The following is a 13491-nucleotide window of genomic DNA, read 5'->3' as shown; positions in this document are numbered from 1 at the left end:
AGTAATTTTGACTTATTCGAAATCAAAAGAAAAAGCAGAAGCAGTTGCATCCGAAATTAATGCAAGAGGGGGGCATGCCCGTGCAGTTGAAGCAGATAGCATCGACCCTAAAGCACTAACTAATGCCATTCAAAAAACCATTACTGAACTTGGCCCAATTGATATCCTGATCAATAATGCAGGCATTTATGTGGGAAAGGAATTTGAATCACACACATTGGAAGATTATGAAGAAATCATGGCAATCAACGTGAGAGCAGTATATGTTGCGGCACTTGCGGTAGCCCCCAAAATGCCTCGCAATGGTAGAATCATTACCATCGGCAGCAACATGGCGGAAAATGCCCTTGGACCCCAAACTACTTTATATACAATGAGTAAAGCTGCATTAGCCGGATTCACAAGGGGATTGGCCAGAGATCTTGGTACAAAAGGCATCACAGTGAACCTGGTTCAGCCAGGCCCGATCAATACCGATATGAATCCTTCTGATACAGAACTTGCAGATTTTCTAAGAAGCCGGATGGCACTTTCAGAATATGGAACCGGCGAAGATATTGCCGGACTTGTAGCTTATTTAGCCAGTGGAGAAGGAAAATACATCACAGGCACCGCCATCACAATTGATGGTGGGCTGAATGCTTAAATGCAAATACCCTAAACTTTTTAAATATTATTCCTGTTAATAGCGGTATAACTGATTCATCATCCTTTAAACAATTACGATCATGGCAAAGTATTCCGAAAAGGCATCAGAAAAAGTTGAAAAAGCGATGCACGAGAAAAAAGAAGGAACTCTGAAAACAGGAACAGGAAAAAAAGTAACCTCTAAAAAGCAGGCCGTAGCCATTGGACTTTCGGAAGCTAGAAAAGAGGGAGCTAAAGTACCTAAAAAGAAAAGCTGATGGCTAGCGTATATTATTGTCCTCCCAGCTTCTGCAGGGAGGACAATAACTTTTCCATTTTATTAAACAGAACGAAGTTTGCATGTGCAAAATGGCATTTATTTAATAAAAATAGTATATTTGGTTAACGCCCGCCTATGAAAAGAATCTACAATTTAGCATTTCCAATTGCATCGCTTTTGCTATTCAGCTCTTCTTACGGTTACGGTCAGAATACCACCTTACGGGAGTGCCTGGACAGAGCCTATCAGAACAACCTAACGGTAAAACAAGCAAGAACTTCTTTACAAGCCAGTAAATTCAACCTTCAGGCAGAAAAACAAAGTTATCTCCCAAAAGTAGACCTCCTTTCAAGTTATACCTACCTCAGCAAACCCATAGACATTAACCTTCAAACGGTTAGAGATGGTATTGTAAACGGCTCTTCCGCCCAAAACCTGAATGCAGTAAATGAAGTTTTCAAAGAAATCACAGGAAACGACTTGTCACAACCTGTTCAGGACCGCATTTTAAATGCTTCAAAAAAGATCATTGGGGCAATTTATCCGGATTACAACCCTTCTTTAAGCAAACAATCCTATTTTGTTGCTGGCCTGGGCGTTCGGCAACCTCTTTATCTGGGCAACAAACTTTCTGCAGCCCGGAATCTTGCATCTTCCCTGGTAGAAACCACCAGCATCAATGTTCAGGTAGCCAATAAAGAAGTTAATTTCCTGATCGCGGCGCAATATGTCAGGATTTTGTACCTCAATAGCATTTTAAATAAACAACAGTTTATTGTAGACGCTCTTACAAAAAACAAAAATTACGCAGCTGAAATGGTGAAGAACCAGGTACTGCCACCCTACCAGAAAAACTGGACCAATGTATTCCTGACACAAGCTCAATCCATCTACAACAACTTAAAACTCGACAAACAAAATGCATTGGTAGAATTGAACAAGCTTATGGGTGCCGCATTGGATTCAGCCGTTCAAATCACAGACACACTAAAGTATACCACAAAAGCACCGGAAGCTGCACAGCCTGGTTTTTATGAAAGCAACCCTATCTATAAACTCGTAGACAGCAAAACGGCTTACGCCAAAACTTCCGAAAAAGTAACACGTTCGTTCGCTTTGCCCAATGTATTTGCCATTGGCAACTATAATCTTTACCAAAAGGATCTTCCTTTAACCATTCCTGACTGGTTTGTAGGGGTAGAATTACAATGGACACTGTTTAACGGCCAGACCCGAAAACGCACTCAAGCTGCCCGGGAACTTATTGAGGAATCCAAACTGGCAGAGAAAAATACAAGTCAGACGCTGCAGGCAGCCATGATGGTAGCCAGCAACAAAATAAAATCTCTTCAGAATGATGTAGCAGCCCTTGATACAGCAAGAAAAGAAGCCGGAACAACCTCCATACTTATTACCGAAAGAATGAAAAATCAGCTTTCTTCTCCCAAAGATGTCAACGATGCCTTACTTGTAGAAGCAGAAATACAAAAAGCATATTACACTGCAGTTATGGGTTTTTACCTCACTGTAGCAGAATATTACAACATATTGGGCAAACCGCAACAATTCACAGAATTCATTCCCTAAAAAGAAACAGGACTATAAAACTTAAAAAGATGAAGGATTTTTTCAAAAACTATTGGGCTTTAACCATTCCTATAGCCGTTGTACTCATTGCCCTGTTTTTCTTTTTAAAAGGGAATTCTTCTGATGGCGAGGATACCCTCGTCGGAATGGTCGATGCCTCAAGTGTAGATGTTGCAGCAGAGTTCCCAGGCAGGCTGGACTCTTTACTTGTGGGCCAGGGAGATACCGTAAAAACCGGACAACTTCTGGCCGTTCTCCGCACCAACGAAATAGATGCCATCAAAGCACAAGCACTTGCTGCAATAGATGCCGCCAAAGGACAATTGGATTTATTGAAACAAGGTGCACGTCCTGAACTCGTAGAAGCCACCTCCAAGCTGTACCAGATTACCGAAGAGCAATACAAGCTATTCAGCAACACCTATCAGAGAATGAATAATTTGTACAATGCAGAGGTCATCTCCGGACAGGAAAAAGACATCTTTTATTTCAAATACCAGGCTTCCAAAAAAGAAATGGAAACAGCCAAACTGAATTTGCAGATGATTGAAAAAGGTACACGTCCTGAAATTATCCGTTCGGCACAAGCCATAGTAAAACAAGCAGAACATGCTTATGAACTGACCAAAGCACTGGGCGAGAATACAAGGGTATATGCGCCTGCAGATGGCGTAATTTCAAGCTTGGTGATCCACCAGGGAGAGATTGTTTCCATTGGTTATCCTATGATGACCATCGAAAAAAAGAATTCCGCATTACTGCGGTTTAATGTCCGACAGGACAAAGGAAAATTATTAAAAACCGGTACAACCGCACAAGTTACCGTTCCTGGCTGTACACCTGAAACATTTGATGTTAAAGTTTCCAGCATTTCCCCTACTCTTGAGTTCGCCAACTGGATTCCTACAAATGAAAAGGGCAAATTTGAACTGAGAACCTTCACCATAGAGCTTACCCCCGCTCCAAATGTAAAAATAGAAGGCCTCCGTTCAGGTATGACAGCTTCATTAAAACTTCCCTAAATGCAAAACATCTGGCAAATTATACAAAGAGAATGGAAACGGATCTTCACCCTTCCTGTCTTCTACCTGGTCATGCTTATCATCCCTGTAGTACTCTTTTTCTTTTATGCCCTGATTTACAATAAACAAGAGGCTAAACATCTTCCTTTCGCCATCTGGGACGAGGACAATTCGCCGGTAAGCCGCCAGTTGACTTTTTTCCTTACACAAAGAGAGGCCTTGAAGGTGAACTACAGAGTTGGAAGTGAAGCAGAACTTAAGTTACTGATCCAGAAAGGTCAAGCAATGGGCGCGGTCCATTTTCCCAAAGGCATGGAAAAACAGATTCTGAGCCGCCATCCGGTTACAGTAACATTATATACCAATGCGGCCTCTCTGGTTCCTGCAAAACTAGTTTATAAGTCTGTAGCCGAAGTCATCATTACCGGCAGTGCCGGCGTGATCCTGCAAAAGCTGGTAAAAACTGGCGTAAAACCAGAAAGAGCAATGGCACTCGCCAACCCCATTAAACTCAATTCCTACCAGTTATATAACGCCACATACAATTATCAGGAATACCTGGTTCCAGGTCTGATCACCGTAGGTATGCAAATGATCCTGATCATCAGCAGCATGCTTGCCCTGAATTACGAATGGAAAACGGGGACTATGGAAGAACTATACCAGCTCTCTAAAGGATCAGCTATAGCCGTAATACTCGGAAAAACCACAGCCCATCTGGCTATTGCCTGGATCAATTTTATACTGATCGCCTTTGTCATTTTCCCCATCTTCCATATTGGAGTACCAGCCGCCACAGGCAAATTCTTTTTCCTTTATACCCTGCTTTCGCTGGCTTGTATTGGTATTGGTTTTTTCATTTCTGCATTATTCAAAGACGTTATGCTGGCCGGAGATACGGCTTTGTTTTATACTTCTCCCGCCTTTGTATTCAGCGGCTTCACTTTTCCGAGATGGGCAATGCCCTGGTACGATCAGTATTACGCCACTATTATGCCTTATACCCCATTTTTAGATGCCTTTTTTAAGTCCTATTACATGAACCTCTCTTTGCATTATTCGCAGAATGAGCTTCAAAAACTCCTCTTGTTTTGTCTGGTCATGTTTCCTACCGCAGGCCTGCTGCTGAAGGCGCAATTCAATCCATTGAAATATGAAGCAAAACAAGCCTAAATCCGGATTTACTCGTTTATTCTGGCGCGAGGTTGCATTGGTGGCCAAAGATCATAGTTTGCTACTCACCCTTTTGATCGCTCCGCTATTATATGCTTTCTTTTATGGAAGCATATATATTAATAAAGAAGAAGAGCATGTACAACTGGCTGTTGTAGACGACGACAACACCACATTATCCCGGCTGCTGATGCAAAATATTGACAAGTCGCAGATTGTAGATCTGGTCCATTTCCCTAACCTTGGCGAGGCTAAAGAGTACATGTATCAGGGCAATTGCCAGGGCTATTTTTACATCCCGAAAGACACAGAAAAAAGTCTGTATACTTTAAAACAAGCCAATGTAGTGCTTGCGGTAAATGCGGCCAGGTTTCTTCCTTCCAGCGATCTGCTGGCTAACGTACAGCAAATCTGTCTGACTATAGGGGCTGGCGTACGGCTTAAATATTTTCAGCAAACCCAGGGCCTAACCAACGAGGCTGCCATGCAGCAAGTGGCCCCTGTAAGCCTTGATTACAGGCCTCTTTTCAACGAACGCAGCAGCTACGGAGGCTTCCTTTTGCCTGGCCTGCTGGCACTGATCCTGCAGCAAACACTGCTGATTGGCCTGTCTGAAAGTGTGGCCGCTGAAAGGGAAAGAAAATCTGTATTGCTTTGGAATACCGGCAATCTATCTCAGGCCATTTGGGGCAAAGGTTTGTTCTACCTCATGCTCTTTGGTTGTTACGCCTTTTTCTTTTTAAATATCAATTTCCATCTGCTGAATATCCCCATGCGTGGCAGCGGTTTTCAGCTTGGCCTGTTGTTCTTTCTGTTGCTCCTTACCCTAATCCCCATGGCACAGTTTATTGGCTCCTTATTTAAATCTCAGCTGATCTGCTTACAGGTCATGGCCTTTTCAACCTATCCGATTTTCCTCATTACAGGCTATACCTGGCCTTATGAATCTTTACCCCTGCCTCTTCAATGGATCTCTTCCCTGCTGCCCACCACCCCATTTATTAAGATCTATACTGCAATTGTACAAGCAGGGGCAAGTATAACTACAGACCTCGGCACACTATTTCACCTGATTCTACTCTGGTTACTGTACAGTATACTGGCTTATTACAGGATACATATCATCAGTAAAAAAGCAGTTAAGGAATTGCCTTCACAGCAGCAGGTTCCAGTACAGTAAATTCCTTTTTCAGACGGATGTCTTCTGAAGAATTTCCAATCATCACCTGGAATTTTCCAGGTTCTACGGTCCAGTTCATATTTTTGTCAAGTAAAGCCAGATCATCAGGATGAAGTACAAATTTAACCGTCTTGGTTTCTCCGGGTGCCAGGCCTATCCGTTCAAAGCCCCTGAGCACAGATTCATAAGTTGTTACACTGCTCACCTGGTCTTTTAAATACAATTGAACCACTTCATCTCCTTTGCACTGACCGATATTTTTTACATCTACCAACACTTCCAGATCTGCTTGCGCGTGAATCTCCTGCTGGCTCAGCCTCAAATTACTGAATTCAAAGCTGGTATAACTCAAACCATAACCAAAAGGATACAAAGCACCTTGAACAGAGGTTTTCCCATAACCATTTGGATCATCTTTCTTACCCTCACCTGCCTGAGAACCTGGCTTAAATGGAAAATTTAATTCGATCTGTCCAATAGATTTTGGAAAGGTCATGGAGAGTTTACCTCCGGGATTGTTGTCGCCAAAAAGCGTTTCAGCCACGACTTTACCTGCAGAAGGTCCGGGAAAGCCAGCCTGCAGAATTGCTGGCAGATACCGGTTCTCCCAGTTAATAGTTAACGGCCGTCCATTCACCATCACCATCACCACTGGTTTCCCTGTAGCATACAGCGCCTGCAACAATTGCAACTGCCTGCCAGGCAGCCCTAAACCGGTTCTGGATTTACTTTCACCTACCTGATTGTCCGTTTCTCCTACCACAGCAATCACAATATCCGACTGCCGGGCATCTTCTACTGCACTGGCAATCATTGCCTTTTCTTCGACAGTTAGATCTGTTGGAATAATTTCGCTTTCCGGCCATTTTGCATCAATCACCTCACAGCCTTTACTATACTTTATTGCCGCATTTTGTCCTGCAAAAGCTTTAATTCCCTCCAATATCGAGGTCACCGGATTATTAGACGGTCCATAACGGCTCGTCGTGTAATTCACTTCTTCCGCCAGCGGACCAGCGATCAATATCTTCTTGTACTTTTTTACATCCAGTGGAAGCAGACTCTTCTCATTTTTAAGCAGCACCATAGATGCTCTGTTGATCTGAACAGCAAGTTCCTCATCCGCTTTTGTATGTACTTTTTTATCTGAAGCAGCCGGGTCGGCCACATAAGGGTGGTCAAACAAACCTAACCTGAATTTCACCCGGAGTACATCCGCTACACGCTGATCAAGTGTTTTCATAGACACAGCCCCCTCCTTTACCAATTCTCTTAAAGGCAAAATAAAAACCTCAGGCATCGTGAAATGTGTACGAACATTCAAACCCGCCTCTATAGATTGTTTTACGGCCGCTTTGTAATCTTCTGCCACATGGTGTTTGCTGGAGATAAACTCTACCGCCTCACTGTCTGAAACCACGTAACCATCAAAGCCAAATTGCTTACGCAGAAGTTCCGTAAGGAAATAATAACTTCCGGTAACAGGTTCACCGTCCCAGTCGTTATAGCTGCTCATCACACCCATAGGATGGGCCTCCTGGATCACCCTGCGGAATGGATACAGGAACATTTGATGCATCTCTCTGGGAGCAACATGCGGATCAGTACGCGCTGCACCATCACGCCCACCCTTTGGCACACTGTATACAGCATAATGTTTTAATGTGGCTGCAACACCCTGATCCTGGATGCCCAGAGTCATTTGCTTTCCAAGTTCTGCAATCAAAAAAGGATCTTCCGCATAACACTCCACTACCCTTCCCCAACGCTGGTCCCTGGCTACATCTAAAATCGGTGCATAAACATTAGTATAACCCAAAGCCTTAGCTTCTCTTCCCACAGTACTCCCTGCCCGGTACACTAGATCCTTATCCCAGGTACAACCAATATTTACCGGTGCGGGAAGAGGGGTTGCCCGATCGTGGCACAAACCATGAATAGCTTCATTCGTAAAGTCAACCGGAATTCCTAAACGGGTCTCTTCCACAAACCATTTCTGTACTGTATTGATGGCGCCGGCATGTTTGCTGAAAGGAAAAGAATACTGACTGACCGCTTTTTTATTATAAGGCAAACTGTTCAGTTCCTCGTCAATATTTGCAATTCCGTCTTTCCAGATTTTAGTTTTCCATTCGGCTGTTGGCATCTCGTCTTTGAGTACCCTCCCATAGCCATACAGTGTCGCCGTCTGACAGGTCTTTTCGTCTAGTGTCATTTGACTAAGTAAGTCATTTACCCGCTCTTCAACTGGTCTGGACGGATCTTCGAACACATCCATTTTTCCGTTCTTGTTAAAGTCTGTCCAACCCTTATGATAGATATTTTTTGACTGACCAAATAATATTTGGCCAGAAGAAACCAAAAGCAACATAGCCACACAAATCGATTTACTCATATTAATATTTATTTAAAAATCAGATGGATACATTATCCATCTAAACTTATTATCCACTTTAATTTATTGGAACCAATCCTACCGATTTCAATTTAAACAACTCTTTACCCTCCTGGAGCGGGCTGACTTTCAAATTGTACTCCCCAGCTCTATCTGCCGATATAATAGCTACTGTATGTTTAATGAACATTAGCGGGGCACTTTTATCAAACTCAGAAGTACGAAGGGTTCTGAACAAATAATCCTTTCCGTTAAAAGCTATTTTCCCCTCCTGTCTCGCACTCTCTTGTGGGCAGGCATACTCGAGTATCACTTTATAATCTCCCGCCCCTGTAAGCCTCATTTTGAATTCCGCAGCATCAGACGGAGATTTCATTTCCACCACACAGGTGGTGTGTTTCCAGTCTCCGTAATAATGGCTGTAAGTTAAACTTTTGATTTCTGCTTTTCCTTCCAATTGAGCGGAGATCGCATCCAGGTTGTTTTGTTCATACTGGGGAGATACAACGGTGGTTTTATTATCGGAGTGATCCTGAGCTTTTCCACTGTACTCAACCACAAATACCTGGTCCGGGTTCCGGCCTTTAAACTCGGGTAAACTTAAAAATAAATCATCACCATCGACCGTCCATTTTAAAGACACCTTGGTATTCAGATCATAAACCTTCGTTACTTTAGCCTTTAATCCAGGTACCAAAAGCCTTCCATCTGAAGGTCTGTGAAATACATGCAGAAATTCCCTCCCTGGTTTGGAAGTCGTTACGCCCCATGGTTGTGGTGGAACCAAGCCATAATCAGATCCGTAAATACTCTCTCCATACTTTTTAAGCCACATTCCTGTTTCCAGAAGATATTTTACGGAATAAGGCGGGATATTCCCCAGGCCATCCGGTCCCACATTCAACATCAGATTCCCTCCTTTAGAAGCCACCCGGGCCAGAAGCCTGATGATCTCTTCAGAAGATTTGAAATTCATGTCGTGTTTAATATAACCCCAGGAATCATTATGGGTATAAATAGATTCCCATACTGCATCTTTAATCGGCACATCCGGAATCTCAGAATCACCAAAATCGCGGTAATCTCCAAGCCCCTGTCCTACCCTGCTGCTAAATAAACTTTTAGGCTGGAGCTGGTGTAAACTATCCACCAGTTGCTGGGTCTGTACTTTGGTAAGGCCTCCCGGCATATCAAACCAAACAATCCCTAGTGGGCCGTAGCCCGTAAGCAACTCTTTCAATTGCGGAATCGCCTTCTCCCTATAGTACTTCTGATAATCCTTTTTCGATTCATCAAAATCCCAGCCATTCCTTCCTCCATTTGGCTCATGCCAGTCTATAAACTGGGAATAATAAAATCCAAATGGAATATTTTGTTTACGCGTAGCCTCTGCAAGAGCTTTCATCGGATCCTTCCCGTAAGGCGTTGCTTTTACAATATTAAAATCACTTACTTTAGAATCATACATCGCAAAACCTTCGTGATGTTTGGCTGTGATGACCATGTACCTGATGCCTGCATCCTTCGCAATCCTGGCCCATTCTTCTGCATTAAAACGAACAGGATTGAAGGTCTTAGCCTCCTTCGCATAATCTGCAGCAGGAATTTTCGCTTGGTTCATAATCCATTCGCCACTGCCATAATACCTTTTCCCTTTATATTCACCAGCCAGTTTGGAATAGAGTCCCCAGTGGATGAACATTCCAAATTTAGCTTCCTTAAACCATTTCAGATTGGGATTATCTTTTTGAAGGCTTGATTTGTCCCACATACCAGGATCTTGTTCCTGGGCAAAAGCGGGGCTACTTGCAACAGCCATTAAAACAGCAGCAGAAAGAAATATACGGGTCGAAAGTTTCATACAATCAATTAATCAGTAAACAGCAGAAATTATTTTAACGAATTCGCCTGAAGAATAAAACGAACAATAGGTTCAGGGTTCGGCAGACTGTGCGGATGGTGCTTACCCTCTTTCTTGTGCACTACCGTAATGGATCCTCCTCTTTCTTTGAACATCTTTTCAAAAGGGATCGTATTCTCTTCCATAGGCACCAGTTCATCTGCATCACCGCATACATGTAATACCGGATAATGCCCTTTAACAATCAGATCAATTTTATCAATCGGACTTACTCCAGAAGCTTTTGCCACCTCATCGGTATCAAAACCATAATCCTTTTTAAAAATTTCCCAGTCCGTTTTGCTTCCAGGCCCTTTACCTAAACCTCCTGGCCAGCTTTTCAAGTCCAGTACCGGGTTATCCGCATATACACAAGCCACTTTTTTCGGGTTCAGAGCTGCCCAGTTATAGGCATACACCGCTCCCCGGCTCATTCCTTCCAAAACTACTTTCCTGGAAAGCCCCATCCCATAAAGGTAACTATAGAAGGCATTCCATAAACCTATAGCCTCCTGGTTCCCAAACCACTCGGAAGCATCACAATACACCACATGATAGCCTCTTTCCAGGAGCGCAATATCAGTTTGAGGCTCGTGCCCCCAAAAACGAGCCCTCCAGATCCAGGGATGTCCCTGGGCTGCAAATTTAGGTTCCACAATAAAAGCTTTTCGTCCTTTAAACTGGAACTCCATATTTTTATACCCGTAAAATGAGCTTAAGGTAAAAGGTTCTTTAAGTTTTTTCTTCAAATCTACGGGAGCTCGTTTTAACATCAAATGGGCATATAAACGCTCTGCAATGACTTTAGCCCCTGCAGCATCCGGATGTATCTTATCTGGCAACAGACTTTCCTTATCCAGGAACAAAGAATGAAGATCGAGCAGCTCCAGACCTTCATCGTAAGCCACCTCCCTAACCAAAGGGAGAATTGATCTTGTAATGGCCACATCCCATATCTGGGCAGTATCTGTTGTAAATGCAGCAATAGGTGTGAGAAGAATAATTCTTGGTTTTGAAGGCAACTGCCTTAAATCCCTGATCATTTCTTTATAGTCAGATTTAAATTCAGCATAAAATTTACGGTTCACCTGCTTGCTGTCATTTGTCCCCAGTTTGATAAAAACCACGTCAGGCGCACTGTTTAACGCTTCCTTCCAGGCTGGTGTAGCCGTATAAGGCTTATTTCCGTTTTTCAATAAGGTAGCCCCACTCACTCCAAAATTCATTACCTTAAATCCAGGCCCCAACATGTTTTGAAGTTGTGCAGGATAAGCTTCAGTTAAACGGTCCTTTAAACGGGAACCAAATGTGATGCTGTTTCCAATACAGGCCACCCGGGTTTGCGCAACAGCAGTAAGTGAACAAACCACGCCAATTAAAAAACTATAAAAAAAACGGTATAATTTCATTTGTCAATTGATTAAAAAATTGACCAGCCGCACAGCATGTCCCCCGGAGGACTCATTTTTTTGACCGCTGATCTTCAGTTCAAGTCTGTGTTTCCCCTCCCCAAGATCATCTGCCAGAAGTTTATACCAGGGCAAATGAAGACCTTTACTCCATTGGGTATATAAATCCAATGCCGGATAAGACTTCCCGTCTATAGTATATTCCACTATTCCCGCATCAGGCCCGGCCAGACTGGCAATTCCAATCACATGACCATCAAAATCCAGTACAAAGGCATCACCAGCTGAAGAACCTTCCAGTACCGGCACATGATTGAACCCATTTCTAGCAGATACACCATCAGCCGGAGTCCAGTCCGGTCTTTGTACAAAGCCTTTTAGGGATTCCGCATGCTGAATCCCATAATAGTTTCCATGGCTGTAATTCCCTTTGTCCATTGCTTCAGGAAGTTTCCTTATCTTCATTCCCTTCTGTTTCAACCCCTCGTTGTGGAGCAGTAAAGCCTGGATGGTGTGCGCATACAGCTCCTGCCCAAAAGGAGCAGGATGCAAATTTTTAAAGTCCTTTTCCCAGGTAAACTCTCCTGCATTGATGCGATCAGTAACCTCTTTGGCCAGATTAATGAAAGGCAGGTGATAATATTTTGCCATATCCTCATGTACCTGAACCTCCACAGGAACTCTACCAGCGTGGTAATCGTCCATTTTATCCGGATCTACAAAAGCCATCATCACCAGATCCATCTCCGGATTTGACGCCAAAGATTGCCTGATGAGCCCTTCTAAAGCCCTCCGTTGTATTTTTTCAGAAGTTTCATTGACTCTGTCGTTCACTGCAGATTCCACAAATAGCAGATCTACCTTTCCTTTGTCCAGCACATCCTTCTTTAACCGGAAGGCATGAGGCAAACTTCCCAAAGAGGGAATTCCCGCATTTAGAAAACTAAACTTGACCTTTGGATATTGTTTTTCAAGCGTGGCCATCACCAATTCCCGCCAACCTTTCATATCAGTAATAGATCCACCAAGAAATGCCACTTTAACCGGCTTCTGATGTTTGATTAGAAAAAATGAATTGTTCAGTTCTCCATAGTTACTGATATAAGCCTTACTATTCAGTTGGGCATTCGCCCCTATCCAGGAGAGGCTGGCAAACCATAAAAATATATATTTCTTCATGAATATTAAATTGTGCAAGTATTTAATCCAGTGCACCGGTTTTCATGTTTCCACCGTCCATCGCTCTCGCTTTGATCTTCCCGTTCACTTCCACTTTTATTACAGACGCAATGGAATCAGGTGCCTGTTGAGGCAGATATACCGTATTTCCTTGTGTCTTTAACGCCGATTTACCAGCCAGCAGCACCGCGGAACGCACTTTATTTTCCAGTCCGGGAATTTCAAGTTTACCGTCTTTTGGCCAGTTGAATACAGTAAGATATAATGTTGTACCCTTATCCGTCTCTTTACTGGTGATCCTACCCCAGCTTACTTCCTCAAGAGGATCTGCTTTGGTGGCATAAATAGCCTCTCCGTTTACTTTCATCCATTTTCCAATCTCGCGCAGCCTGTCTACACTTTCCTGCGGAAAAGTTCCATCTGGCTTAGGCCCAACATTGAGCAGGTAGTTACCACCTTTAGAGGCAATATCCACAAGGTTTCTGATCAATGTTTCTGAACTTTTCCAATTCGTATCCTTGGTCCTGTAGCCCCAGGTGCCGTTCATCGTCATACAAGTTTCCCAGTCTTTCCCGTCCAGCTCTTTTCTTGTTGGAATTTTTTGCTCCGGCGTCTTGGTATCACCAGGAAAATTCGGCCTTTTCAAACGGTCATTGGTAATGATATTCGGTTGCAGTTTCAGTACATCATTTAACTTCTGCGCTGCCTCATCCGTCATATTCGTTGGCGTATCCCACCA

The 13491-nt window shown here is 43.3% G+C and carries 11 protein-coding genes; 6 read left to right on the top strand and 5 right to left on the bottom strand.

Annotation, left to right across the window (positions count from 1 at the left end; genetic code table 11):
• From VNZ46_RS16780 to VNZ46_RS16755, 6 genes are all read left to right on the top strand, one after another.
• Nucleotides 1–646 (top strand): SDR family NAD(P)-dependent oxidoreductase (locus VNZ46_RS16780; protein WP_325561210.1); only part of this gene is annotated, 646 nt, incomplete at its 5' end.
• A gap of 82 nt (nt 647–728) precedes the next feature.
• Nucleotides 729–905 (top strand): DUF6496 domain-containing protein, encoded by a 177-nt coding sequence (locus tag VNZ46_RS16775; RefSeq protein ID WP_199076124.1) that lies wholly within the window; start codon nt 729–731, stop codon nt 903–905.
• Nucleotides 906–1042: 137 nt separating this feature from the next.
• On the top strand, nt 1043–2494 hold the full coding sequence (locus VNZ46_RS16770) for a TolC family protein (protein ID WP_325561209.1): 1452 nt from the start codon (nt 1043–1045) through the stop codon (nt 2492–2494).
• A 29-nt stretch (nt 2495–2523) separates the two neighbouring features.
• Nucleotides 2524–3516 carry an HlyD family secretion protein gene (locus VNZ46_RS16765; RefSeq protein ID WP_325561208.1) on the top strand — a complete coding sequence of 331 codons (993 nt, stop codon included), beginning with the start codon at nt 2524–2526 and terminating at the stop codon, nt 3514–3516.
• Nucleotides 3517–4689, top strand: a complete 1173-nt coding sequence (locus tag VNZ46_RS16760; protein ID WP_325561207.1) for an ABC transporter permease — start codon at nt 3517–3519, stop codon at nt 4687–4689.
• Nucleotides 4670–5869 carry an ABC transporter permease gene (locus tag VNZ46_RS16755; protein ID WP_325561206.1) on the top strand — a complete coding sequence of 400 codons (1200 nt, stop codon included), beginning with the start codon at nt 4670–4672 and terminating at the stop codon, nt 5867–5869. The genes VNZ46_RS16760 and VNZ46_RS16755 overlap by 20 nt, the downstream gene beginning before the upstream one ends.
• Here VNZ46_RS16755 and VNZ46_RS16750 read toward each other — a convergent pair.
• The 5 genes from VNZ46_RS16750 to VNZ46_RS16730 form a co-directional block, all read right to left on the bottom strand.
• Entirely contained in the window at nt 5829–8264 is a 2436-nt protein-coding gene (locus tag VNZ46_RS16750) for a glycoside hydrolase family 3 N-terminal domain-containing protein (RefSeq protein WP_325561205.1), read from the bottom strand. The genes VNZ46_RS16755 and VNZ46_RS16750 overlap by 41 nt on opposite strands.
• A 58-nt stretch (nt 8265–8322) precedes the next feature.
• Complete coding sequence (locus VNZ46_RS16745; protein WP_325561204.1) at nt 8323–10125, bottom strand: alpha-L-fucosidase; 1803 nt, start codon at nt 10123–10125, stop codon at nt 8323–8325.
• Between the two features lie 29 nt (nt 10126–10154).
• Nucleotides 10155–11573 carry a GDSL-type esterase/lipase family protein gene (locus VNZ46_RS16740; RefSeq protein ID WP_325561203.1) on the bottom strand — a complete coding sequence of 473 codons (1419 nt, stop codon included), beginning with the start codon at nt 11571–11573 and terminating at the stop codon, nt 10155–10157.
• A gap of 3 nt (nt 11574–11576) precedes the next feature.
• A complete protein-coding gene (locus VNZ46_RS16735) occupies nt 11577–12752 on the bottom strand; it encodes an SGNH/GDSL hydrolase family protein (RefSeq protein ID WP_325561202.1) in 1176 nt (391 codons plus the stop codon).
• A 22-nt stretch (nt 12753–12774) separates the two neighbouring features.
• The coding region (locus VNZ46_RS16730; RefSeq protein WP_325561201.1) for an alpha-L-fucosidase at nt 12775–13491 on the bottom strand (717 nt) is incomplete at its 5' end.

It is taken from the genome of Pedobacter sp. (assembly GCF_035566355.1).
In the GTDB taxonomy this organism is placed as follows: Bacteria; Bacteroidota; Bacteroidia; order Sphingobacteriales; family Sphingobacteriaceae; genus Pedobacter.
The sequence above is the reverse complement of the archived record's forward strand: the minus strand, read 5'-3'. Positions and strand labels throughout refer to the sequence as shown.